The sequence below is a fragment of the Pseudomonas sp. LS2P72 genome (assembly GCF_054897865.1).
Genome location: NZ_CM142708.1, coordinates 2915001 through 2938744 on the forward strand (window position 1 = coordinate 2915001; position 23744 = coordinate 2938744).

Genomic DNA, 23744 nt, shown 5'->3' on the forward strand with positions numbered 1-23744 from the left:
TTGCTTGGGGTTATATGGTCAAGTGAAGAAGCGCATACGGTGGATGCCTTGGCAGTCAGAGGCGATGAAAGACGTGGTAGCCTGCGAAAAGCTTCGGGGAGTCGGCAAACAGACTTTGATCCGGAGATGTCTGAATGGGGGAACCCAGCCATCATAAGATGGTTATCTTAAGCTGAATACATAGGCTTAAGAGGCGAACCAGGGGAACTGAAACATCTAAGTACCCTGAGGAAAAGAAATCAACCGAGATTCCCTTAGTAGTGGCGAGCGAACGGGGACTAGCCCTTAAGTGGCTTTGAGATTAGCGGAACGCTCTGGAAAGTGCGGCCATAGTGGGTGATAGCCCTGTACGCGAAAATCTCTTGGTCATGAAATCGAGTAGGACGGAGCACGAGAAACTTTGTCTGAATATGGGGGGACCATCCTCCAAGGCTAAATACTACTGACTGACCGATAGTGAACTAGTACCGTGAGGGAAAGGCGAAAAGAACCCCGGAGAGGGGAGTGAAATAGATCCTGAAACCGTATGCGTACAAGCAGTGGGAGCCCACTTTGTTGGGTGACTGCGTACCTTTTGTATAATGGGTCAGCGACTTATTTTCAGTGGCGAGCTTAACCGAATAGGGGAGGCGTAGCGAAAGCGAGTCTTAATAGGGCGTCTAGTCGCTGGGAATAGACCCGAAACCGGGCGATCTATCCATGGGCAGGTTGAAGGTTGGGTAACACTAACTGGAGGACCGAACCGACTACCGTTGAAAAGTTAGCGGATGACCTGTGGATCGGAGTGAAAGGCTAATCAAGCTCGGAGATAGCTGGTTCTCCTCGAAAGCTATTTAGGTAGCGCCTCATGTATCACTGTAGGGGGTAGAGCACTGTTTCGGCTAGGGGGTCATCCCGACTTACCAAACCGATGCAAACTCCGAATACCTACAAGTGCCGAGCATGGGAGACACACGGCGGGTGCTAACGTCCGTCGTGAAAAGGGAAACAACCCAGACCGTCAGCTAAGGTCCCAAAGTTATGGTTAAGTGGGAAACGATGTGGGAAGGCTTAGACAGCTAGGAGGTTGGCTTAGAAGCAGCCACCCTTTAAAGAAAGCGTAATAGCTCACTAGTCGAGTCGGCCTGCGCGGAAGATGTAACGGGGCTCAAACCATACACCGAAGCTACGGGTATCACTTAGGTGATGCGGTAGAGGAGCGTTCTGTAAGCCTGTGAAGGTGAGTTGAGAAGCTTGCTGGAGGTATCAGAAGTGCGAATGCTGACATGAGTAACGACAATGGGTGTGAAAAACACCCACGCCGAAAGACCAAGGTTTCCTGCGCAACGTTAATCGACGCAGGGTTAGTCGGTCCCTAAGGCGAGGCTGAAAAGCGTAGTCGATGGAAAACAGGTTAATATTCCTGTACTTCTGGTTATTGCGATGGAGGGACGGAGAAGGCTAGGCCAGCTTGGCGTTGGTTGTCCAAGTTTAAGGTGGTAGGCTGGAATCTTAGGTAAATCCGGGATTCCAAGGCCGAGAGCTGATGACGAGTTACCCTTTGGGTGACGAAGTGGTTGATGCCATGCTTCCAAGAAAAGCTTCTAAGCTTCAGGTAACCAGGAACCGTACCCCAAACCGACACAGGTGGTTGGGTAGAGAATACCAAGGCGCTTGAGAGAACTCGGGTGAAGGAACTAGGCAAAATGGCACCGTAACTTCGGGAGAAGGTGCGCCGGTGAGGGTGAAGCATTTACTGCGTAAGCCCATGCCGGTCGAAGATACCAGGCCGCTGCGACTGTTTATTAAAAACACAGCACTCTGCAAACACGAAAGTGGACGTATAGGGTGTGACGCCTGCCCGGTGCCGGAAGGTTAATTGATGGGGTTAGCTAACGCGAAGCTCTTGATCGAAGCCCCGGTAAACGGCGGCCGTAACTATAACGGTCCTAAGGTAGCGAAATTCCTTGTCGGGTAAGTTCCGACCTGCACGAATGGCGTAACGATGGCGGCGCTGTCTCCACCCGAGACTCAGTGAAATTGAAATCGCTGTGAAGATGCAGTGTATCCGCGGCTAGACGGAAAGACCCCGTGAACCTTTACTATAGCTTTGCACTGGACTTTGAATTTGCTTGTGTAGGATAGGTGGGAGGCTTTGAAGCGTGGACGCCAGTTCGCGTGGAGCCAACCTTGAAATACCACCCTGGCAACTTTGAGGTTCTAACTCAGGTCCGTTATCCGGATCGAGGACAGTGTATGGTGGGTAGTTTGACTGGGGCGGTCTCCTCCTAAAGAGTAACGGAGGAGTACGAAGGTGCGCTCAGACCGGTCGGAAATCGGTCGTAGAGTATAAAGGCAAAAGCGCGCTTGACTGCGAGACAGACACGTCGAGCAGGTACGAAAGTAGGTCTTAGTGATCCGGTGGTTCTGTATGGAAGGGCCATCGCTCAACGGATAAAAGGTACTCCGGGGATAACAGGCTGATACCGCCCAAGAGTTCATATCGACGGCGGTGTTTGGCACCTCGATGTCGGCTCATCACATCCTGGGGCTGAAGCCGGTCCCAAGGGTATGGCTGTTCGCCATTTAAAGTGGTACGCGAGCTGGGTTTAGAACGTCGTGAGACAGTTCGGTCCCTATCTGCCGTGGACGTTTGAGATTTGAGAGGGGCTGCTCCTAGTACGAGAGGACCGGAGTGGACGAACCTCTGGTGTTCCGGTTGTCACGCCAGTGGCATTGCCGGGTAGCTATGTTCGGAATAGATAACCGCTGAAAGCATCTAAGCGGGAAACTAGCCTCAAGATGAGATCTCACTGGGACCTTGAGTCCCCTGAAGGGCCGTCGAAGACTACGACGTTGATAGGTTGGGTGTGTAAGCGCTGTGAGGCGTTGAGCTAACCAATACTAATTGCCCGTGAGGCTTGACCATATAACACCCAAGCAATTTGCAGGCTTCGAGCTGAAAAGCGAAAGAGCACCAGATTGCGGTGTGTGAAGACGCAACGAACCGAAAATTCGAGAGACTCACAAAACACCCGCTGTCACATACCCGATTTGCTGAAGCGAGGCCGACTGGCCACGACTCGGTACCAGAATTTCTTGACGACCATAGAGCATTGGAACCACCTGATCCCATCCCGAACTCAGCAGTGAAACGATGCATCGCCGATGGTAGTGTGGGGTTTCCCCATGTGAGAGTAGGTCATCGTCAAGATTAAATTCCGAAACCCCTATCTGCGTATGCAGGTAGGGGTTTTGTTTTGTCCGCAGGAAAGTGCGAGCGGACATTACCGGTATTTGATCACAGTCCCTTTGAGCTTCCGACCCTCGATGGTTTACGTCGCGAGCCCACAGTGGACCGTTGACATAGGCGCCAACCGGTTGGATATGGTCGTAGACCACCACCACGATCTCGCTGGCGAGCGTCGGTGCGGGATGCTCCACGCCCACATAGGCGGTGGTCTGGGCGTCGACGGTGGCGCACCCACTCAGCGCGAGCAGAGTGGCGGTGAGTCCTCCGGCCAGCAGTGACAGTTTGAGACGAGTGGACCAAGTTTGAGACGAGTGGACCAAGGCACATCATGGGCAGGCATAGTGAGGTTCCTTCGAACAATCCGCGGCTGTACGAGGTAGCGTGTTGACGGTAGCAGACGGTCCGGCAGTTGCCAGAAGCCCAACCTTTCCAGGTTGGGCTTTTTTCATGGGTGCGCCAGGCATGGCGCGTTGCGCGTAAGCGCAACCAGTTTGGCTGTGGTGGCCACGCTGGTGACTTGGAGGTGAGAGTCCTCTACACACCCGGCAAGGGGAAGTGTTAGCCAGAGGCAAGGGTGTCGCGGGTGACTGCGAATCTGAAGGAAGCCCGAGGCAAAATGCTGGCCTGACGAACAGGAAGCGGATAGAGGCGGCGCAGCGGGGTAAGACGGCCCAAATCGTCAAAGCCCAATACTTGCACGGAACGCTGTGACGTAAATCCGACAGGCATAAGCAGGAAGGTCGCGCGAATTACCCTGGGAGATCTGCACGTTTGCCACTGTGCTACCGAGCGTCGAGAGGCGACGGGATGAACGTGCAGAAGTCAGCCGAGGCCGTAGTAAGTGACGAATAACCACGTCACCAAGGGCCGAACAGGTTATGCCGCCAGTAGGCGTCAGAGTCTCGTCGAGTATCGAAATGCAGAAATTTCTCCCAGAGAAGACTGTTACCCCGAGTCCCGGACAGTATCCGAGGATGACGGCTGACAGGGCAGAGGTATCGACGGCGTCTGTGGCGTGGACGAACGCGGAGCCGGACACGCTGATGGCGCGGGTGCTTGCACCGGCGAACCTCAAGCGTGCGTATCACCGCGTGGTCAGCAACAAGGGCGCACCGGGTGCCGATGGCATGACGGTCGATGACTTGGCGGGCTACGTAAAACAGTATTGGCCGACCCTCAAGGATCGGTTGCTGGCCGGTGAGTACCACCCGCAAGGTGTATGCGCCGTCGACATCCCCAAACCCAAAGGCGGCACAAGACAGCTGGGTATCCCCAGCGTCGTGGATCGCCTGATCCAGCAGGCTCTGCTGCAACAGCTCACGCCGATCTTCGACCCGCTGTTCTCGGACTACAGCTACGGTTTTCGTCCGGGCAGAAGCGCCCACCAAGCCCTCGAAACCGCTCGGGACCATGTGGCAGCGGGTCACCGCTGGTGCGTGGAACTTGATCTCGAGAAGTTCTTTGATCGGGTCAACCACGATGTCCTGATGGCTTACGTGACGCGTCAAATCGAAGATAAGCGGGTGCTCGCGCTGATCCGTCGTTACCTCGAAGCGGGAACGATGTCGGGCGGACTCGTCAGCCGACGGCAGGAAGGGACGCCGCAAGGCGGCCCGCTCTCGCCGTTGCTGTCGAACATCCTGCTCAACGAACTCGATCGCGAACTGGAACGGCGAGGCCATCGCTTCGTGCGTTATGCCGACGACGCCAACATTTATGTGCGCAGTCGTCGTGCGGGTGAGCGAGTGTTGGCTGGGGTTGAGCGCTACCTGAATCAGCGTCTGAAACTGACGCTGAATCGGGAAAAGAGCTGCGTAGCACGGCCTTGGGTCTGCGACTACTTGGGCTATGGGATGAGCTGGCATAAACAGCCAAAGCTGAGGGTAGCGAGCATAAGCCTGCACCGCCTACGCGATCGACTCAGGGAAATCTTGCGTCGGATACGGGCTCGCTCAATGAGGTATATCGTCGAGCAAGTAACGCCCGTACTGCGTGGTTGGGCTGGCTACTTCAAGCTGACTCAGAGCAAGCGGCCACTTGAGGAACTGGACGGATGGGTGCGTCACAAACTTCGTTGTGTCATCTGGCGTCAATGGAAGCGGCCCTCTACGAGGGCGCGCAACTTGATACGTTTGGGACTCGACGAGGCGCGGGCGTGGAAATCGGCGACCAATGGCCGAGGCCCATGGTGGAACTCGGGAGCGTCGCATATGAATCAGGCGCTACCGAAGAAGCTGTGGGATCGACTCGGGTTGGTCTCGATACTGGATACGATAAACCGGCTTAGCCGCATAACCTGAACCGCCGTATACGGAACCGTACGTACGGTGGTGTGAGAGGACGGCGGCTGTGAAGCCGCCTCCTACTCGATTGTGCCCGGCAGGGCGCACTCACTAAGGGGTGAAAGTCCCCTGCACACCCGGCAAGAGGGAGGCCTGAACGATTAATACCGAGAGTAGGACGACTGATCTCGACAATCCACGATGATGCAGAAGCTCCCAGTGTGGGAAGCCTGCCTGCCAGAGTCGGACGGAATCTGGAAGGAAGCCCGCAGAGTGCTGAGGTTGCGGCGACAGCTGGGCGAACGAAATCGGAGGACTACCGGCTCATGGAGGAGGTGGTCGAACCCAGCAACATGCGACGGGCGTACAAGCGAGTTCTGAAGAACCGAGGTGCAGCGGGCGTTGATCGCCTGACGGTCGAGGAACTGAAAGACTGGCTGTTGGTGCACTGGTCAAGTGTGAAGACGGCACTGCTGGAAGATCAGTACCTGCCCCGGGCAGTGCGCCGAGTGGACATTCCAAAGCCCAATGGCGGGGTCAGAACGCTCGGCGTACCCACGGTGGTGATCGACTCATCCAGCAAGCGCTCCATCAAGTACTGCAACCGATTTTCGAGTCGACATTCTCCGAGGGCAGCTTTGGCTTTCGCCCACAGAGAAGCGCGCTGGATGCGGTGGCCAAGGCAAAAGAGTACGCACCCGAAAGTCTTCGCAGGTTGATGGATCGAGTTCGTGAGTTGCTGCGCAAGGGCCGAGGACGGTCCTTGCCGCACACCATCGAGGTGCTAAACCCCGTACTGCGAGGTTGGGCGAACTATTTCCGATTGACCGCGAACATGCGGACACTGGACGACTCGATTGGTGGCTGTGTCGAAAATTACGTTGCCTGCTCTGGCGGCAGTGGAAAACCCCGAAGACCCGAGAACGACGACTTATCTCTCTTGGGCTTAGACCCGAGCGAGCGTGGCAATCGAGCGTTAATGGGCGAGGGCCTTGGTGGAACTCGGCATCCCATCACATGAATCAGGCAGTACCGACGTTGTACTTCGCCAAAATGGGGCTGGTCTCGTTGCGCAGCACTGCGCAACGACTCCAGTGTATTAATTGAACCGCCGTATACGGAACCCTACGTACGGTGAGAGGACGGCGGATGTAAATCCGCCTCCTACTCGATCTTGAGAAAGTGAGTTTCACTGATCCTTTTCGCAATTCACCATCCACGACACACCAAACCGATCAACCAACATGCCGAAGCGTGCTGCCCAGAACGTCGCTTCCAGTGGCATTTGAACGCTGCCGTCTTCCGACAATGCAGCGAAGACCCGTTCAGCTTCCGCAATACTGTCGACGTTCAACGAAACCGAACAGCCGCTCATTTCGTCAGTGGGGCGATCAGGTGTTGTGTCCGAGCCCATGATCGCCTGATCGCCTACCAGCAGACGGGTGTGGATGATCAGGTTGTGGTAGTCCGCCGGAAAGTGCTCGCGCGCGGGGCTTTCGCCGAAGGTCATCATGACTTCGATCTGGCCTGGCAGGCTTTGGGCATAGAAGGTGAAGGCGGCTTTGCAGTCGCCGTTGAAGATCAGGTAGGGATTGATTTTCATGCTTTGCTCCCGGTAACGAAGAAGCGGAGGGAGGCTGAATTCACCTCCGGCTCCGCAGTGATTGGGCTCCCATTAGCAAAGCGTTAGATGTCGTGATTGGCAGGAATCGTTTAGATGTTTTTTCTATTGAAGCGGCGTGGCTTATGGCTTATGCCTTCCGGTGCCTGGGTAACGATCCACGGTCACGGGGGATATCGTCTTGGGTCCTCAAGCTACTGCCCGTGGAGCTGCGGGGCGCAGCAAACGTTCGATCGCTCCACTCACCAGACTCTCCAACAGTTCAACGCGCTCTCGCTCATCCATCAAATGTTGCGCCAACCAGCCGGGTGCGCTGTTGAGTAGGTTTGCGATTGCATGTCCGGCGGCCAGCAAACCCTGTTCACTGAAGCGGGACTGGACCCCTAGCATCAGCAACAATTTGCGCTCGTATTGCTCGCGCAGCTGCCGAACCCGTTCCTGTTGCTCTTCATTCAGGCAGCCGCTGTCCCGCTCTGTCAGACGAAAATGCCAAGGCATCTCCTGATGCAGATTCAAATGCGCTTGGATAAGGGCATGGAGTTTGTCGCGTTTTGCTGGCGCCTTTTGTTCGATCCGCCCCAAGGTTGCCAGCAGCTCTTCGTAAAACTCCTCGATCAGGTCGAGGAGCAAGTGCTGCTTGCTGGGGTAATGGTGATACAACGAGCCGGGGGCGAGCCCCAGGCACGTCGCGAGCTCTCGCATGCCGACCTGTCCGAAACCTTTGCAGGCGAACAGCTCCAGCACCTTGTCCCGGTACTCGGCAAAGCGCGAGCAACGCTCAGGCATAGGCATGGAAGCCACGCCCCGTTTTGCGTCCCAGGTAACCGGCGGCGACCATTTCCTTGAGCAGTGGAGCAGGGCGGTATTTGCTGTCGTTGAAGCCGTCGTAGAAGGCTTCGAGGATCGCCAGCACGGTATCCAGACCGATCAGGTCCGCCAACGCCAACGGCCCGATCGGCTGATTGCAGCCCAGGCGCATGCCGGCGTCGATGTCTTCGGCACTGGCCAAGCCTTCCTGAAACACCAGGATCGCTTCGTTGATCATCGGCACCAGAATCCGATTGACCACGAAACCCGGACGGTTGCCCGCGGTGATCGCGGTTTTGCCGAGAGTGGTCGCCATGTCCAGTGCCAGGGCGTGGGTGGCGTCGCTGGTTTGCAAACCGCGAATCACCTCGATCAGGCCCATCACCGGCACCGGGTTGAAGAAGTGCAGACCGATGAAGCGCTCAGGCTGGCTCACGCTGGCAGCGAGTTGGGTGATGGACAGCGAAGACGTGTTGGAGGCAATCACGCAATCGTCGCTGACCTGCGCGGCGATCTGTTGCAGCACGCGCAGTTTCAGCTCGAGGTTTTCGGTCGCGGCTTCGATCACCAGTTGCACGTTCTGCAGGCTGCTGTAATCGGTGCTGGTGCGGATCTTGTCGAGGGCAGCGAGTTTTTGCTCTTGCGTCAGCGTTTCCTTGGCGATCTGCCGATCGAGGTTTTTGCCGACGGTGGCGATGGCTTTTTGCAGGGCGCTCTCGGAGATGTCGAGCAAGGTCACGGTAAAACCGGCCAAGGCGCAGACTTGCGCAATGCCATTGCCCATGGTGCCTGCGCCGATCACGCCAATGTTTTGCAGATTCATGTTCTGTCCTTCCGATCAAATCCCGCGATACCTTGGCCGCCGTAGTGGCCGAAGGCGTACTATTGGCCGCGAGTCTAGAGCCGGCGGGGCGGTTGTCCTATGCCGAAACTGTTCAACGGCACTGGTGTTTTTTGCCATTCGGGTGATGGGGAGAGAAGCGTTCACATGCGGGAAAAGGACTCGGTTTCCGCCTACTTCGTGCAGGCAATGATCCATGGGCTGGGAGATAATCCGCAACGTCTGAGGGCTGCGCTGGAACAGGCCGGCATCGATCCGGCGTTGATGGCGCAGCCCACCGCGCGTGTACCGGCGAGTGCGTTTGCTGCGTTGTGGCTGATTCAGATCCGCGAGCTCAACGATGAGTTCTTCGGGCTCGACTCCCATGGCATGCCGCCGGGCGGTTTCGCCCTGATCTGCCGGGCATTGATTCAGGAACCTGACCTGCACAAAGCCATGCGCCAGTGCCTGGCCAATTTCGCGCTATTCCTCCACGACTTTCGCGGCACGCTGACGGTGCGCGGAAAACGTGCGGTGATCAGCCTGCAGAACCACTCGCCAAACAGCGACGTCAGTCGTTTGGGCGAGGAGACGTTTCTGGTGTTGATGATCAGTCTGCTCTGCTGGCTGGGTGGGCGGCGCATCCCCATCGACCGCGCAGATTTCCGCCATGAACGTGTGGCACTCAGTGATGACCGTTTGCTCTGGGGACCGAACCTGACCTTTGGCGCCGAGCGCACCGAAATCGAGTTCGCCAGTCACTATCTGCGTCTGCCGGTGGTTCAGGATCTGGCCTCATTGAAAGTGTTTTTGCGCACCGCGCCGCAATGGCTGGTGATCCGTTTTCGCAATCAGCACGGCCTGGCGTCGCAGGTCCATCAGCGCCTGCGTAACAGCCATTACAGCCAATGGCCGACCTTGCAGGCCTTTGCCCTGGAACAGCACCTGAGCCCCAGCACCTTCCGCCGTAAGCTGGAGCGTGAAGGGTGTTCGTATCAGGAAATCAAGGACGAGGTGCGGCGTGGCGTTGCGTTTGAGCAACTGCGTCAGAGCAAGGCGAGTATCAGCGATATTGCCGAACAGCTTGGCTTTCAGGAGCCAAGCGCGTTTCACCGGGCGTTCAAGAAGTGGACGGGGGAAAGTCCGGGACGGTATCGGGCGAGGTATCAGGGAGAGCTCACGGAGTGACCCCTGTTCTTGATCGTTTCACCTCGTTACTCGGCCAGGCGAGACGCGCCTTGCTGCTGGTCTGGGCAACGTCTCGCGGACTGTTTCTGGGGTTGGTGCTGGCGACGCTGATCGCCGGGGTGCTTCCGGCACTGGCGGCTTGGTTGGGGCAGCGGATTGTCGATGCAGTGGTCTCCGCCATGCAGTTGCACGCGCAGCAAGGCAGTGCGCCGTTATGGCCGGTCGTGCGTTACGTGTTATTCGAAGCGGGCGTGCTCGCGTTGCTGTCCGGGGCTCAGCGGGCGCTGTCGGTCCAGCAGTCGCTGTTGCGGGTGCAGTTGGGGCAGAAGGTCAACACGATGATTCTGGAGAAGGCCCAGACGTTATCGCTGGTGCAGTTCGAGAATTCCGAGTTCTACGACAAGCTGGTTCGAGTTCGCCGCGAGGCATCGACCCGGCCGCTGGCGCTGGTAATGAAGTCGTTGGGACTGATCCAGAACCTGATTGTGTTGATCAGCTTCGGTGTGTTGCTGGTGCATTTTTCACCTTGGGCGCTGGTGCTGCTGGTGGTCGGCGCGTTGCCGGTGTTCTTCGCCGAAGCGCATTTTTCCGGTGATGCTTTCAGACTGTTCACTCGCCGCGCGCCGGAGAGTCGGCAGCAGAATTACATCGAGACACTGCTCTCCCACGAGGGCTACATCAAAGAAGTCAAACTGTTCGGCTTCGCGCCGCTGTTATTGAAGCGTTATCGCGACACGTTCGCACGGCTCTATGCGGAAGACCGGCGCCTGACATTACGTCGAGATGGCTGGGGATTTGTCCTCGGGCTACTGGGCACCGGCGCGTTTTATCTGGCCTATGCCTGGGTGGTGGTCGATACCGTCCACGGCAATATCAGCCTCGGTCAGATGACCATGTACCTGGTGTTGTTCAAGCAGGGGCAGACGGCGGTGAGCAGCAGCCTGAGTGCCATCAGCGGTCTCTACGAAGATGGCCTTTACCTCTCCAGTCTCTATGAATACCTGGCCGAGCCTGTTGTTGCCGATACCGGCAGCCTCACCGTGGGTGCGATCCCCGGCGATGGCCTGCGTTTCGAGAACGTCGGTTTCCGTTACCCGGGCGCCAGTCGCCCCGCGCTGGAAGGCATCGAACTTCACCTTGTGCCTGGCCACAGTGTGGCGTTGGTGGGGGAGAACGGTTCGGGCAAGACCACGCTGATCAAATTACTGACGCGACTGTACCGTCCTGATCAGGGACGTATCCTGCTGGACGGCAGCGATCTGCAAGCGTGGGAAGAAGACACGCTGCGGCGGCGCATCGGGGTGATTTTTCAGGATTACATCCGCTACCAATTTACCGTCGGCGAGAACATCGGCGTCGGTGACACCCTGGCGTTCAACGATGAACAGCGCTGGCAGGCCGCCGCCGTCGAGGGCATGGCCGCACCCTTCATTGAAGGGTTGGATCGAGGGTACGCCACGCAATTGGGACGGTGGTTCGCCGGGGGACAAGAGCTGTCCGGCGGTCAATGGCAGAAGATCGCGTTGTCCCGCGCCTACATGCGGCGCAACGCCGATATCCTTATTCTGGATGAGCCAACCTCTGCACTCGACCCGGCGGCGGAAGCAGCGGTGTTCGAGCATTTCAGTGAGCACACCGAAGGCCGGATGACGTTGCTGATCTCTCACCGTTTTTCCAGCGTGCGCAATGCCGACCACATCATCGTGCTGGACCAGGGCGCGATCCTTGAGCGAGGCGATCACGACAGTCTGGTGGCGGCGGGCGGGCGATATGCGCAGTTGTTTGATTTGCAGGCCCGCGGTTACCGATAGCTTTCAAGACTCCCGAGGAACCCGCGTCACCGCCGGCCCGGCCATTTGTGTTGGTTTAGTTCTCATCAAACCGTCGAGTGCCTGGCGATACTGGGTGCCGCCCCGGCTCATGCTGTTGTTGTGCGTACCACCGGGCACCAATAACAGGTGCTTGGGTTCGTTGGCAGCATTGAACAACTGCTGGCTGAACCGCGATGGCATGAATGGGTCGGCCAGTCCATGGACCACCAGCAACGGCATGTTGATGTCGACGATCTTGTCGATGGAATCGAATTTCTGCGACAGCAACCAGCGCACCGGCAACCATTTCACTGGCAGGTTGCTGTCGGCCACTTGTGCCACGGCATCGCCCAGCGAGGTGAAGGTGGACTCGATCACCAGGCCGCGCACCGGCACCACACCATGGTCCTTTTTCGCCTGTGCGGCCAGGTCTGCAGCCAGATCGATAGCCACCGCGCCACCGAGGGAGTGGCCGTAGATCAGGCGCTTGTTGGCGTCCGGTTGCATCTGGGTGAAGCGCTCCCAGGCGGCTCGCGCGTCCTCGTAAACACTGGCTTCCGATGGCAGATCACCCTTGCTCTGGCCAAACCCGCGGTAGTCGATGGCCAGTACCGAATAGCCCATGGCGCGCAATTGCTCGATGCGGAGCGCCTGGCCCGTCAGGTTCCAGCGCACACCGTGCAGGTAAAGGATCGACGGCGCATCTCGACGCGCGGCCGGCCACCACCAGGCATGCAGGCTTTGCCCGGCCTTGAAGCTGGCGGGCTTGATGTCGAATTCCTGAACGTCCTGCGGCAGACCGCGATACCAGCCAGCGTTGCCCGGCTCGATACGAAACAGCAGCTCGCGCTCTGTGTACTTGAGCACGCCGCAGCTCACCGGCAAGCCGACGATCAGCACGGCCATGCACAGCAGCGGCAGCCAGCGTCGGCTTAAGCGGCTCATCACATTCGAAAACATGCAGGGGTCCGGAGGATGAAAAGGAAAGCTCGGGTTTTAACAGAAGGGTGGGGAACGGTGGGGATAAATTCGACAGTCGTATGAATGGCCCGGATCAGCCAGTGATGCTCAGGGCCTCATCGCAAGCAGGCTCGTTCCCACAGGGGGACGCATTCCAATGTGGGAGCGAGCCTGCTCGCGAAGCGGCGTCCTGGCCATGAATCTTTAAAGCCGTGTGTTTTCTGGCACTCGGGACTAAAGCTAAAGATCGCAGCCTCGTTTCACTCGACAGCTCCTACAGGTGTACGCAAATCCCTGTAGAGCTGTCGAGTGAAACGAGGCTGCGATCTCTTGATCTTTATGGCATTTCCGGCAGCTCCTGGGGCCGCAGGTCAAACACCAGCACTTCGGCATCTACGCCGTTGCTCAGGGCCAGTACCTGTTCATCGCGAACCCTCACACCATCACCTTCCTGCAATGGCATGCCGTTGAGTTCAACACTGCCGCGGGCCACATGCACATAAGCATAGCGATTGGCGGCCAATTCCAGCGTTGCGCTTTCCTTGCCGTCGATCAACGCGGCATACACCCGTGCATCCTGACGCACCTTCAGCGAACCCTTCGCCCCGTCCGGGGAGATGATCAGTTGCAGACGGCCGCGTTTCTTCTGCGTGCTGAAGTGCTCTTGCTGATAACGCGGTTTGGCGCCGCTGACCTCCGGCACGATCCAGATTTGCAGGAAGTGCACCGGCCGGGTGGTCGAGTGGTTGTATTCGCTGTGCGCCACGCCGCTGCCGACGCTCATCAACTGCACGTCCCCAGGGCGGATCACCGAGCCAGTGCCCAGGGTATCTTTGTGTTCCAAAGCACCTTCGAGCACATAAGAGAAAATCTCCATGTCGCGGTGCGGGTGCTGACCGAAACCTTTACCGGCGGCAACCCGGTCATCGTTGATCACCAGCAAATCGGAAAAACCCTGCTCTTTCGGGTTGCGATAGTTGGCGAAAGAAAAGGTATGGAACGACTTCAACCAACCGTGATTGGCCGCGCCGCGATCGGAAGCTTTGCGAAGGGTCAGCATGATGAAATCTCCTGTGGGGACGTTGATTCGTCCGAGTGAGGAGAAGGTTAATGGTTACTGGCTGATGCAATAAGTAGATGGAAGCGTAAATACTGTCCCTTTGAGGTTGACAGTAATCGACTGGCGATCACGTATTCTTCTCCGACGCTGATGCCACATTTGGCCATAATGCACAGCATCCTTTATCCCTGGCACTAAACCCTGTGGGAGCGAGCCTGCTCGCGATAGCGGTCATACAGGCACCATCACCTTTGAATGTGAAACCGTCATCGCGAGCAGGCTCGCTCCCACAGGTTCCGTGTTTAGCCAGTATTATTTTTTAATTTCAGTGATTTTGAACCCATGAAAACCGTGGCTATGGTGTTGTTCCCGGACTTTCTCCTGCTGGACATGGCAGGCCCGATGGAAGTGTTTTCCATCGCCAATCGATATCTGGCAGCGGATGATTGTTACGAACTGTCGACCATCGGCACCGAACATGGTGCATTGCGTGCCTCCAACGGCGTCAGCGTCCAGGCCGATTTGCACATCGATCAGGCGGATCAGGCGTTTGACCTGTTGCTGGTGCCGGGTGGGCCGGGGGCCTACAACGAAAAACATCCACCGTTGTTGTGTTGGCTCAAAGGCGCGGTCGGTCGCGCCGAGCGCTACGGCTCGATCTGCACCGGTGCGTTTGTGCTGGGACATGCCGGTTTACTGGATGGTTATCGCGTCACCACCCACTGGCACTACACCGAACGCCTGATCTAGGGCTTTCCCGAGGCCACCGTCGAGACCGATCAGATTTACGTGCAGGACCGCAATCTCATCACCTCCGGCGGCGTCACTGCCGGCATCGATCTGGCACTGTCGGTGGTCGCTGAAGACCATGGCAAGAAGGTCGCCCAGGACGTTGCCAAGGTATTGCTGGTGGTCATGAAGCGGCAGGGTGGGCAAGCGCAGTTCAGTCCGTTGATGGCCGCTGTCGCACCTCAGGAAACGCCGATCACTCGCGTGCAGAACTATGTGCTCGAACACCTCGATGAAGCCTTCAGCATCGAACGCATGGCCAGCCTCGCGAACATGAGTGCGCGGCACTTCGCCCGGACGTTTGCCCGGGAAGTGAACATGACACCCATGGAGTTTCTGCAAAGCGCGCGAATTGATTGCGCCAGGAATCTGCTGGAAACCAGCGAGTTGCCGCTCAAGACCGTGGCCTTCAAAAGTGGTTTCGGCAGCGTGCGGCACATGCGTTTTCTGTTCAGTGAAAAGCTTGGTTTGACCCCGACCCAATACCGCGAACAGTTCAGCTAGAGCCTTCTTGTCCGTTATGCGCACCGTGATGGCTGTGACGCTCCCACCGTGGCAGTTGTACCGTCACTGATGCCTGCCAAGATAGCCTGAACGCTTGGCAATGGAGGTGCGGGAGCCTGGAAGGCGGGTGCAAGGATGTTGCTGCACTGTGAGCCGGCCAGGTTTTCAGCACGTGAATGTGCATGAACAGCCTCAGAGATTTAAACAGCGATGCGGTGCTGCGATTCGGCCCCTATGCATTCCACTTGCGGCAACGGCTGATCCTTGACGGTGATCGACCGCTGCGCATGGGCGGTCGGGCACTGGATATTCTCCAGGTGCTGGTCGAGCGCGCCGGCAACGTCGTCAGCAAGGACGAACTGATTGCTCACGTCTGGCCGACGTCCGTGGTCGAGGAAATCAACCTGCGCGTGCACATTGCGGCCCTGCGTCGGGCGCTTGGCGACGGGCAGAATGGCCAGCGCTACATCGTCAACATTCCCCAGTGCGGTTATAGCTTTATCGCCCCGGTGCAGCCTGCGTCCGCGGGCACGCAGGTCTTGATCGAGACCATTCAAAAACATCAGCACAACTTGCCTGCACGACTCACGCCGGTGACCGGCCGGGATTCGATGGTCGGCAGTCTCGTCCGGCAGTTGCCGGTTCGGCGTTTCATGACGCTGGTTGGCCCCGGCGGCGTCGGCAAAACCACGGTGGCGGTGCGTGTCGCCGAACTGCTATTGCAGCACTATGAAGATGGCGTGTGGCTGGTTGATTTCGCGGCGATCGATCACCCAATGCGAATGGTCGATCGTCTGACCCAGACCCTTGAACGGGAGATCGGCACGACGCTGGACGGGCTGGCAAACCGGCACACGTTGCTGGTGCTCGATAACTGCGATCACCTGCTGGAAAACTGCCGAACCCTGGTCGAGAATTTGCTGATGTCGGCGCCTCGGTTGTCCATTCTGGTGACCAGCCGCGAGCCTTTGCAGGCAGCAGGGGAAACGGTCCAACGTGTGCCGTCTCTGACGGTGCCGCCCGTGTCGGCGTTGCACAGTGTCGCCGAAGCCATGGGGTATTCGGCGGTGCAGCTGTTCGTCAGTCGTGCCCGAGCCCGTCAACAAGGGTTTGCCTTGCGCGAACAAGACCTCCAGGCAGTCCGCGAAATCTGTCGGCGGCTCGATGGGTTGCCACTGGCCATAGAACTGGCAGCAGCGCAGATCCACGCGCTGGCGCTGGTCGGTTTGCAAGCTCAGCTGGATAACTGTCTTCAGCTGCTGACCCACGGCCGGCGCACGGCGGTACCCCGACATCAGACGCTCAAAGCTGCGCTGGACTGGAGCTATGAGCGGCTGAGCCTGCTGGAACAAACCGTGTTGCAGCGCCTGTCGGTGTTGAAAATGTCCTTCACCCTCGATGCCGCGATTGGCGTGTGCAGTTGCGTGGAGCTGAAGCCCGATCAGCTGGCGGACCTGGTGAAGCGATTGGTCGCCAAATCGTTGCTTTCGATGGATCAGGTCAACGGCACAACCCGTTATCGCTTACTCAACATCACGCGCACGTATGCCCTTGAGAAGCTCGAACACAGCGGCCATCTGCGGGTGTTTGAGCGGCGCTATTCGCACTACATCAGCCGGGCGCGCTGGGTCTCAGGCGCGCAGTTGCCCATGGAGCTCGTCGAGTAATCGACGGACTTTGCTCAGGTCCGGTGTAGCAAATCCCTCGGTGAACCGATGGTAGATCGGTGCCAGCAGCTCATGTGCTTGCTGATACAAGCCCTGACGCTGCCAAAGTTGCGCCAGCGAGGTGGCGCTTCGCAGTTCCCAAGCCAGGGCGCCCTGATGTTTCGCCACGTTTAATGCCCTGATCAGCACGGCCTCGGCCGCTTCGGTTTTCAGTGGGCAATCCTCGGCCAGCAGCGCATCAGCCCGGGCGCGCAGAACTTCCGCTGTGCTCCAGCCGGCGGTACCGGTGTCGGCCCGTTGCAACAGGGCGTCATCGACGAAGCCGCTATCCAACGTGACCATGATGTCCTTGATCAGCCCCACGCCTGGTTGAAGAGGCAAGTGCGCCTCGGCGCGGTCAATCACCTGCGCATAGTGCCGGGCCCAGGTGTAGAACAGCAGCACCGAGTGTTTCTGTGCTTGTTCCAGCAGCAGGCGCAACAGTTCACGAGCGGTACGGGTATCGCCGTTGTAGTGAGCGATCAGGCAACCGGCCAGCGCCAGGGTGTAGCAGATGGATGTGCCGTGGTTGATCTGGATCGCAATGTCCAGCGCTTGCCGGGCGGTGCGCCAGGCTTGTTCCGGGTGCCCCTGCAACCAGAGGATGCGCGCCAGAATCGTCAGGGCGGCGACGCTTTGATCGTAGTGCACGCCAAAACCGTAGGTGAAACGGTTGAGATGGCCGCTCTGGGTCATGCGCTGAAGGACCTGTTCGGCATTCATCCGCGCCTGCTGCTGGTCCCCGGCAAAGTGCAACGCCAGCACTCGCAAGCGATGCGTGCTGAGGGACACCACCGCATCGCCGTGCAGCCCCAACCGATCGAATTGCCGGCTCTGTTCCAGGGCCATTTGATAGTTGGCGCAACAGAGGTTGACCGCCATATGCCCGGACACCGCCCGCAACTGACCGGCCAAATCATTGCACTGTTTGGCCAGGGTTCTGGCGCTTACGAAAGCCTCGATGGTTTCCGCCGTGCCACCCTGAGTGTGATAACAAGAACTGCCGAGGGCCAGATGCAGGGCTATTTTCAGCTGCGGGCAGGGATCGGACGTTGCATCGAGCAGTGCCAGCGCCCTGCGCACGTACATACCGTGCTCCTTGAGCAACGACAGTTCCTGCCACAGCGGCGTGGAAGTGGCTGTCAGGCGGATCGCCAATGCTTGCGGTCCTTGTGCGTTCAAGCCCCAGTCGAGGGCCGAACGAATGTCTTCCAGATTGCGCGCATAACGCTCGATCCACGTGCGTGTCGGGACCAGCTCCCACTCGTGCTGGGCTTGATTCATCAACGTCAGGCAGCGTTCGGCGTGACGTTTGCGGGTATCGGGCAGGTCGGCGGCCTGGTCGAGCTTTTCCAGGGCATAGCTGCGGGTGGTGTCGAGCAATCGGTAGAACACCTCTTCGTCACCCACTTCCACGTTCAGCAGCGATTTGGCCACCAGTTGCGTGATCGAGCCAAACACTGCCTGCGGTTCGATGTGTTCGCCAACGATCACCGCCGCTGCCGATTCCAGGGTGAATCCGCCTCTGAACACTCCCAGTCGGCGCAGACAGGTTTGTTCGCAGGCACTCAGCAGCTCGAAGCTCCAGTCCAGCGTGGCACGCAGGGTTTGGTGTCGGCCCAGCGTGGTCTGGCAACCCTGGGTGAGCAGGCGAAAACTGCCTTGGAGTTGGGTCAGTAAGCCGCTTAATCCGAGGCCGCTGACTTGCGCGGCCGCCAATTCGATCGCCAGTGGAATACCGTCCAGACGCCGGCAGATTTCAATTGCCAGCGGCAGCTCGTCATCGGTCAGCTCGAAGCTGTCGTGGCTGGCCATCGCGCGTTCGACGAACAACTGCAGGGCGGAAAATGTAAGGGCCTGAGCGCGGTTTGGTACGGCGATGGGGGGAGGGCAGTCCAGCGACTCCAGGCGCTGAACACATTCACCTTCGGCGCGCAGACTCTCACGGCTGGTGGCCAGAATGTGCACCTGTGGCGCGGCGCGCAGGATGCTCTCGCTCAGCAATGCGATGGCGTCGAGCAAGTGTTCGCAGTTGTCGATCACCAGCAGCATTTGCCGGTCGCGCAGGAACGCGGCGAGGCCGCTCATTGGCTCGGCGTCGTGCAAGGACAGTTCGAGCAATGTCGCCAGGTGAACGGTGATCATCGACGGATCGTTGATCGGCGCCAGGTCCAGCAGACGAATGCCATCCCGGTAGCGCCCGATCAGTTGTTCAGCGACACGCAGGGCCACGGTGGTCTTGCCGATTCCGCCGGGGCCGACCAGGGTAATGAAACGCTGGCGTGACAGCTGGACCATCAGGCTATCGACGAGGGACTGGCGACCGATCATGCGGGTTCGCCGAACGGGCAGGTTGTGACCGCTCGGCGCGGGCGCTTCGCTCCCCGGAGGGTGCTCGATGTGCTCCAGCGAATAGGGCGCCACAAAGCTGTACCCGCGCTGCGCCACGGTGACGATGTAACGCTGGCCGGCCTGGCCGTCACCGAGGGCCTTGCGCAATGCGGCCATGTGCACCCGCAGGTTGATGTCTTCCACCACGTTTTTGGGCCAGACCCCGGCGATCAGCGTTTGTTTGCTGACCACCTTCCCGGCGTGTTCCAAAAGGATCAACAGAATGTCCATGGCACGCCGACCCAGGCGCAGCGGCTGGTCGGCCTCCATGACCAGACGTTGTCCGGGATAGATCCGGTAAGGGCCGAAATGGATAGCGTGTTCGGGGGAAAGGGTCAACGTGTCACTCCTGCTTGCAGCCGTCTGGTACGCGGTTTGCGAGCATATTCCTCAGATTTTTATGGCAGCGCAAATGTGCTGGCCGGATGACTCTGCAATGTCCGCCTGGACCATCGGTTTGCGGCCCCAGTTCATGAGTTCCGTACTTATTGGGCGCAGCGCTCTTGAAGGTATCGCTGAGGCTTTTGGCGCGCCAGGGAAAATTAACAACGTTTAACTCGTCCTGAGTCTGGTCTACGCTCAAAACTCCCCCTCGTTTCACTCGACAGCTCCTACAGGGGTTAAACATGTCATGAGGACGCCGGAAGCCACTCACCGGTTTGATACACCCCAACACTCGCTAAGGAGACATCGCATGAGTACGTTCACGACCCGAGACGGCACCGAGATTTACTACAAGGACTGGGGCACCGGTCAGCCTATTGTCTTCAGCCACGGCTGGCCGTTGAACGCCGACAGCTGGGAATCGCAGATGATCTTCCTTGCCTCCAAAGGCTACCGGGTGATCGCCCATGATCGCCGCGGTCATGGTCGCTCCAGCCAGCCTTGGACCGGCAACGACATGGACACCTACGCTGATGACCTGGCGCAGTTGATCGAGTTACTGGACCTGAAGGATGCCGTGCTGTTTGGCTTCTCCACCGGCGGCGGCGAAGTGGCGCGCTACATTGGTCGTCACGGTACCGGGCGCGTGGCCAAGGCCGGGCTGATTTCTGCGGTGCCGCCGCTGATGCTCAAGACTGAAGCCAACCCCGGAGGCCTGCCGATCGAAGTGTTTGACGGCATTCGCGAGGCATCCCTGGCCGACCGTTCGCAGCTCTACATCGACCTCGCCAGCGGTCCGTTCTTCGGCTTCAACAAACCGGGCGCCAAGCCATCCCAGGGCATGATCGACTGGTTCTGGATGCAAGGCATGACCTCCGGCCACAAAAACGCTTATGACTGCATCAAGGCGTTCTCCGAAACCGACTTCACCGAAGACCTGAAGAAGTTCGACATACCGACGCTGGTGGTGCATGGCGATGCTGACCAGGTGGTGCCGATCGAAGCGGCGGGCATTGCGTCTGCAAAACTGGTGAAAGGATCTACGTTGAAGATCTACCCGGGCGCTCCCCATGGCTTGACGGATACCCACAAGGATCAGCTCAACGCTGATCTGTTGGCGTTTTTGAAGGACTAAGCGTCAACCCTGGCCGAAGCCCTGTAGCAGCTGTCGAGCCCTAGCGAGACTGCGTTCGGTTTGGGCCGCATTCGGACGAAGCAGTCGCAAAATTCGAAAACGCAGCCTCGCCGGGGCTCGACAGCTGCTACAGGAAAGCGGGTTTACGGCGCGTTAAGTTGAGCAGTGTAGGCGGGGCGTTGGGGCAGGGCGCGCACAGCGCGGCAACGCCACGCAAACGGAGTGATGCCTTCATTGCGAGTGAAGATGTGGCAGAAATGCGCCTGATCGCAGAAGCCGCATTCGAGACTGATTTGCGTCAGCGTCAGGTCGGAGCTCTGGATCAATTGCTTGGCGCGGGCGATGCGCTGGTTGCGAATCCAGTCTTGAGGTGAGAGCCCGGTGCTGCACTTGAACGCGCGGGAGAAATGACTGCGCGAAAGAGCACAAGCGCGGGCCAGTTCGGTCACTTCAACGGTTTCACCAAGACGCTCGAGGATCAGTTGCTTGGCCAGGCTTTCGCGCCACGGGGTCAGGCCGCCGGCGTTTTTCTTTCGCGTTTCAGGGGCCGTCGCACGGGCGACGTTTTGCTGAGAATGGGCCATGACAAATGTCCGTGTCGGTGAGCTTCATTTTTGGCCGCAGGGCTCTGGCAGGCGAGTTAAACGTTGTTAATTCCGTCCGTGCAGGTGGCAACCAACGGCGCTAACTCAGCACATTGCTGCAATTTCTACGGGGGCGAGCCATGCAAAATCGACGTCATCTGGCGGCGTTGTGCGTGGCCGCTCTTCTGACTCGACCAAGGTGGTGGCATGAAACATTCTCTGATTTGCGCGCTGGGGCTCGCGGTAGCGCTGGCGTCCGGCATTTCTTCGGCTCAGGCACCGGCGCAAGTCGGCACACAAGTGCCGGGTTACTACCGGTTGGCGGTGGGCGATTACGAGGTGACGGCGTTGTTCGACGGCTACAACGATCTGTCGCCCAAACTGCTCAAGGGCCTGAGCCAAAGTCAGATCCGCGCGCTGCTGGCTCGCCGCTCGATCGAAACGCCGGGCGTACAAACCGCGTTCAACGCCTTTCTGATCAACACTGGCAAGCAATTGATCCTGGTCGATACCGGCGCCGGTCAGTGCATTGGTGCTACAGCCGGGATGCTGTCAGACAATATGAAAGCCGCCGGTTATGAGCCATCGCAGGTCGATACGATTTTGTTGACCCACCTGCATTTGGACCATGTCTGCGGACTGGTCGACGGCCAACAGAAACCGATTTTCGCCAACGCCACGGTTTTTGCGGCGAAGGCAGAAGCCGATTACTGGCTTGATCCCCAGGCCCTCGCCAAGGCGCCCGAGGGTGCCAAGCCGTACTTCAAAATCGCCCAGGACTCGACCGCGGTGTATGTGACCGAAGGACGTTTCAAGACCTTCGGTGCTGGTCAGTCGCCAGTGCCCGGCGTGGTCGACGCGGCGCTGGAAGCCGGCCACACGCCGGGCAGCACCACGTACCGTTTCACCTCGCAGGGGCAGAGCATTTTGTTCATGGGCGACCTGGTGCATAACCTCGCGGTGCAGTTCGAGCATCCTGAAGTGTCGATTGGCTTTGACGTCAACAGTCAGCAAGCGATCAAGAGTCGCGCCAAGGTTTTCAGCGATGCAGCGGCAAGCAAAACCTGGATAACGGCGGCGCACTTGCCGTTTCCGGGCATCGGCCATATCGCGGCGCAAGGTCAGCATTTCCAATGGATACCGGTGGAGTACGGTCCTTACAAACGTGCGGCCAACGTACCGCTGATCGAATGAAATCCAACGCTTGGTACCTGGCTCAACACGAGGAATCTGCCTGTGAACCGTAACGATTTGCGCCGCGTCGACATGAACCTGTTAGTGATTTTCGAAGCGTTGATGTTCGAAAAAAACCTCACCCGTGTTGCTGAAAAACTGTTCATGGGGCAGCCGGCGGTGAGCGCGGCGCTGGGGCGGTTGCGGGATCTGTTCGACGATCCGCTGCTGTTGCGCAATGGCCGCGGGATGGAGCCTACGGCGCGCGCGCTGGCGATTCTCAAGGAGCTGCAACCGGCGATGGATGTGATTTCCGGGGCGGTGAGCCGAGCTAAAGAGTTCGACCCCGCCACAAGCTGCGATGTGTTCCGCATTGGCCTGTCGGACGACGCCGAGTTCGGTTTGTTTCCGCCGTTGTTGCGGCAATTGCAGGACGAGGCGCCGGGGATCGTCGTGGTGGTGCGTCGTGCCAACTATCTGTTGATGCCGGCATTGCTGGCCTCGGGAGAAATTTCCGTGGGGGTGAGCTACACCACGGATTTACCGGCGAATGCGAAGTGTAAGAAGTTGCGGGACATCCCCTGCAAAGTGCTGCGTGGGGACAAACGACCGGGACCGCTGACGCTCGACGAATATTGCGAACGACCGCATGCCATGGTGTCGTTCTCCGGCGACCTGAGCGGCAACATCGATCTGGATCTGGCCAAGGTCGGCCGCAGTCGCCGCGTGGTATTGGGCATGCCGCAGTTCAGCGGGTTGCGCGCGTTGCTTGCCGGCACTGAAATGATCGCCACCGTGCCTGATTATGCGGCGTGCGCGCTGGTTGAAGGGTGTGCGTTGCGGGCTGAAGATCCACCGTTTCCCATCGATGCGGCGCAGCTGTCGATGGCCTGGAGCGGGGTGCATGACAACGATCCGGCAGAGCGGTGGTTGCGGTCGCGGATCAGTGAGTTCATGTCGAGGCCTTTGCCGATTTCGGCTTGAACGTGGCGACCTCCGGGCCGACCACATTCCCGCCTGCCCGATTCCCTGCAGGAGCGAGCGGTACGGCGATCCGACTTGCCCGCGAAGACGGCCTGACAGCCGACCTGTTTATATCCTGATGTACCCAGTCCAACTGTGGGAGCGAGCCGGCTCCGGGCGGCGTTCCGACGAAGGCGATGTGTCATTGCCATTGATATTGCCTGACCCACCGCTATCGTCGGAACGCCGCCCGGAGCCGGCTCGCTCCTACAAGGGATCTGCGGTGGATCGTACCGCCGGGCTCATCCACAAAAAGAGCACACACATCCAATTT

The 23744-nt window shown here is 58.7% G+C and carries 16 protein-coding genes, 2 rRNA genes and 2 pseudogenes; 12 read left to right on the plus strand and 8 right to left on the minus strand.

The window, feature by feature from the left end; translation table 11 throughout:
* Nucleotides 1-16: 16 nt before the first annotated feature.
* Nucleotides 17-2908 (plus strand): 23S ribosomal RNA (locus ACYZUA_RS13395).
* 169 nt (nt 2909-3077) lie between these two features.
* Nucleotides 3078-3193, plus strand: a 5S ribosomal RNA gene (gene rrf / locus ACYZUA_RS13400).
* Between the two features lie 73 nt (nt 3194-3266).
* Here the strand turns inward: rrf and ACYZUA_RS13405 are convergent.
* A pseudogene (locus ACYZUA_RS13405) lies at nt 3267-3552 on the minus strand (hypothetical protein).
* Between the two features lie 558 nt (nt 3553-4110).
* Here ACYZUA_RS13405 and ltrA point away from each other — a divergent pair.
* The 3 genes from ltrA (at nt 4111) to ACYZUA_RS13420 (ending at nt 6535) form a co-directional block, all read left to right on the plus strand.
* Nucleotides 4111-5532 carry a group II intron reverse transcriptase/maturase gene (gene ltrA, locus ACYZUA_RS13410; protein WP_461959972.1) on the plus strand — a complete coding sequence of 474 codons (1422 nt, stop codon included), beginning with the start codon at nt 4111-4113 and terminating at the stop codon, nt 5530-5532.
* A gap of 308 nt (nt 5533-5840) precedes the next feature.
* Nucleotides 5841-6233 (plus strand): hypothetical protein, encoded by a 393-nt coding sequence (locus ACYZUA_RS13415; protein WP_461963460.1) that lies wholly within the window; start codon nt 5841-5843, stop codon nt 6231-6233.
* Nucleotides 6233-6535, plus strand: a complete 303-nt coding sequence (locus ACYZUA_RS13420; RefSeq protein WP_461963461.1) for a group II intron maturase-specific domain-containing protein — start codon at nt 6233-6235, stop codon at nt 6533-6535. The genes ACYZUA_RS13415 and ACYZUA_RS13420 overlap by 1 nt, the downstream gene beginning before the upstream one ends.
* Nucleotides 6536-6703: 168 nt before the next feature.
* Here the strand turns inward: ACYZUA_RS13420 and ACYZUA_RS13425 are convergent, their stop codons facing one another.
* From ACYZUA_RS13425 to ACYZUA_RS13435, 3 genes are all read right to left on the minus strand, one after another.
* Complete coding sequence (locus ACYZUA_RS13425) at nt 6704-7117, minus strand: VOC family protein (RefSeq protein ID WP_461963462.1); 414 nt, start codon at nt 7115-7117, stop codon at nt 6704-6706.
* 207 nt (nt 7118-7324) lie between these two features.
* Entirely contained in the window at nt 7325-7927 is a 603-nt protein-coding gene (locus ACYZUA_RS13430; RefSeq protein WP_461963464.1) for a TetR/AcrR family transcriptional regulator, read from the minus strand.
* On the minus strand, nt 7914-8765 hold the full coding sequence (locus ACYZUA_RS13435; RefSeq protein ID WP_461963465.1) for a 3-hydroxybutyryl-CoA dehydrogenase: 852 nt from the start codon (nt 8763-8765) through the stop codon (nt 7914-7916). Before ACYZUA_RS13435 ends, ACYZUA_RS13430 begins: the two co-directional genes overlap by 14 nt.
* Nucleotides 8766-8930: 165 nt before the next feature.
* Between ACYZUA_RS13435 and ACYZUA_RS13440 the strand changes: the two genes are divergently transcribed.
* Together ACYZUA_RS13440 and ACYZUA_RS13445 are read left to right on the plus strand one after the other, a co-directional pair.
* Complete coding sequence (locus ACYZUA_RS13440; RefSeq protein WP_461963466.1) at nt 8931-9950, plus strand: AraC family transcriptional regulator; 1020 nt, start codon at nt 8931-8933, stop codon at nt 9948-9950.
* Nucleotides 9947-11761, plus strand: a complete 1815-nt coding sequence (locus ACYZUA_RS13445) for an ABC transporter ATP-binding protein (protein WP_461963467.1) — start codon at nt 9947-9949, stop codon at nt 11759-11761. Before ACYZUA_RS13440 ends, ACYZUA_RS13445 begins: the two co-directional genes overlap by 4 nt.
* A gap of 3 nt (nt 11762-11764) precedes the next feature.
* On the opposite strand, the gene ACYZUA_RS13450 is transcribed toward ACYZUA_RS13445, so the two are convergent.
* Together ACYZUA_RS13450 and ACYZUA_RS13455 are read right to left on the minus strand one after the other, a co-directional pair.
* Nucleotides 11765-12721 (minus strand): alpha/beta hydrolase, encoded by a 957-nt coding sequence (locus tag ACYZUA_RS13450; RefSeq protein WP_461963468.1) that lies wholly within the window; start codon nt 12719-12721, stop codon nt 11765-11767.
* Between the two features lie 337 nt (nt 12722-13058).
* Nucleotides 13059-13781 (minus strand): pirin family protein, encoded by a 723-nt coding sequence (locus ACYZUA_RS13455; protein ID WP_461963469.1) that lies wholly within the window; start codon nt 13779-13781, stop codon nt 13059-13061.
* A 342-nt stretch (nt 13782-14123) separates the two neighbouring features.
* On the opposite strand from ACYZUA_RS13455, the pseudogene ACYZUA_RS13460 reads away from it, so the two are divergent.
* Together ACYZUA_RS13460 and ACYZUA_RS13465 are read left to right on the plus strand one after the other, a co-directional pair.
* Nucleotides 14124-15074, plus strand: a pseudogene (locus ACYZUA_RS13460) (GlxA family transcriptional regulator).
* 182 nt (nt 15075-15256) lie between these two features.
* A complete protein-coding gene (locus tag ACYZUA_RS13465; protein WP_461963470.1) occupies nt 15257-16741 on the plus strand; it encodes an ATP-binding protein in 1485 nt (494 codons plus the stop codon).
* On the opposite strand, the gene ACYZUA_RS13470 is transcribed toward ACYZUA_RS13465, so the two are convergent.
* Nucleotides 16706-19510 carry an ATP-binding protein gene (locus ACYZUA_RS13470; protein WP_461963471.1) on the minus strand — a complete coding sequence of 935 codons (2805 nt, stop codon included), beginning with the start codon at nt 19508-19510 and terminating at the stop codon, nt 16706-16708. The two genes, ACYZUA_RS13465 and ACYZUA_RS13470, sit on opposite strands and share 36 nt — an antisense overlap.
* Nucleotides 19511-19865: 355 nt before the next feature.
* Between ACYZUA_RS13470 and ACYZUA_RS13475 the strand changes: the two genes are divergently transcribed.
* Nucleotides 19866-20690 (plus strand): alpha/beta fold hydrolase, encoded by an 825-nt coding sequence (locus ACYZUA_RS13475; protein ID WP_461963472.1) that lies wholly within the window; start codon nt 19866-19868, stop codon nt 20688-20690.
* A gap of 143 nt (nt 20691-20833) precedes the next feature.
* On the opposite strand, the gene ACYZUA_RS13480 is transcribed toward ACYZUA_RS13475, so the two are convergent.
* The gene (locus tag ACYZUA_RS13480) at nt 20834-21274 is read right to left on the minus strand and encodes a helix-turn-helix domain-containing protein (protein ID WP_461963473.1); all 441 of its coding nucleotides are present in this window, start codon (nt 21272-21274) and stop codon (nt 20834-20836) included.
* 207 nt (nt 21275-21481) lie between these two features.
* Between ACYZUA_RS13480 and ACYZUA_RS13485 the strand changes: the two genes are divergently transcribed.
* Together ACYZUA_RS13485 and ACYZUA_RS13490 are read left to right on the plus strand one after the other, a co-directional pair.
* Nucleotides 21482-22468 carry an MBL fold metallo-hydrolase gene (locus ACYZUA_RS13485; RefSeq protein WP_461963474.1) on the plus strand — a complete coding sequence of 329 codons (987 nt, stop codon included), beginning with the start codon at nt 21482-21484 and terminating at the stop codon, nt 22466-22468.
* 42 nt (nt 22469-22510) lie between these two features.
* Nucleotides 22511-23431, plus strand: a complete 921-nt coding sequence (locus ACYZUA_RS13490) for a LysR family transcriptional regulator (protein ID WP_461963476.1) — start codon at nt 22511-22513, stop codon at nt 23429-23431.
* Nucleotides 23432-23744: the final 313 nt, after the last annotated feature.